General features: G+C 69.4%; 1 protein-coding gene. It reads left to right on the top strand.

Features of this window, described 5'->3' with window-relative positions; all coding sequences use genetic code 11:
- Positions 1 to 503, top strand: a 503-nt coding sequence (locus Q4I23_RS33060) for an NAD(P)(+) transhydrogenase (Re/Si-specific) subunit beta (RefSeq protein WP_498529053.1), incomplete at both ends; no start/stop codon positions are given.

The following is a 503-nucleotide window of genomic DNA, read 5'->3' as shown; positions in this document are numbered from 1 at the left end:
GGCTGGGCGGCGGCGGGCATCGGCTTCACGCTGCAGAACAACCTGCTGATCGTCACGGGCGCGCTGGTCGGCTCGTCGGGCGCCATCCTGTCCTACATCATGTGCAAGGGCATGAACCGCTCGATTTTCAACGTCATCCTGGGCGGCTTCGGCGGCGACAGCGGGGCGGCGTCGGCGGCGGCCGGCGGCGGCGAGCGCGGCACGGTCAAGGCCGGCTCGCCGGAGGACGCGGCCTACATCATGAAGAACGCCCAGTCGGTGATCATCGTCCCCGGCTACGGCATGGCGGTGGCCCAGGCCCAGCACGCGCTGCGCGAGATGGCCGACCTGCTGAAGAAGGAGGGCGTCGAGGTCAAGTACGCCATCCATCCGGTGGCGGGGCGCATGCCGGGGCACATGAACGTGCTGCTGGCCGAGGCCAACGTGCCCTACGACGAGGTGTTCGAGCTGGAGGACATCAACCGCGACTTCGGCACCGCGGACGTGGCCTTCGTGATCGGCGC

Source organism: Azospirillum sp. UFLA03-27, assembly GCF_059803775.1.
The sequence above is the reverse complement of the archived record's forward strand: the minus strand, read 5'-3'. Positions and strand labels throughout refer to the sequence as shown.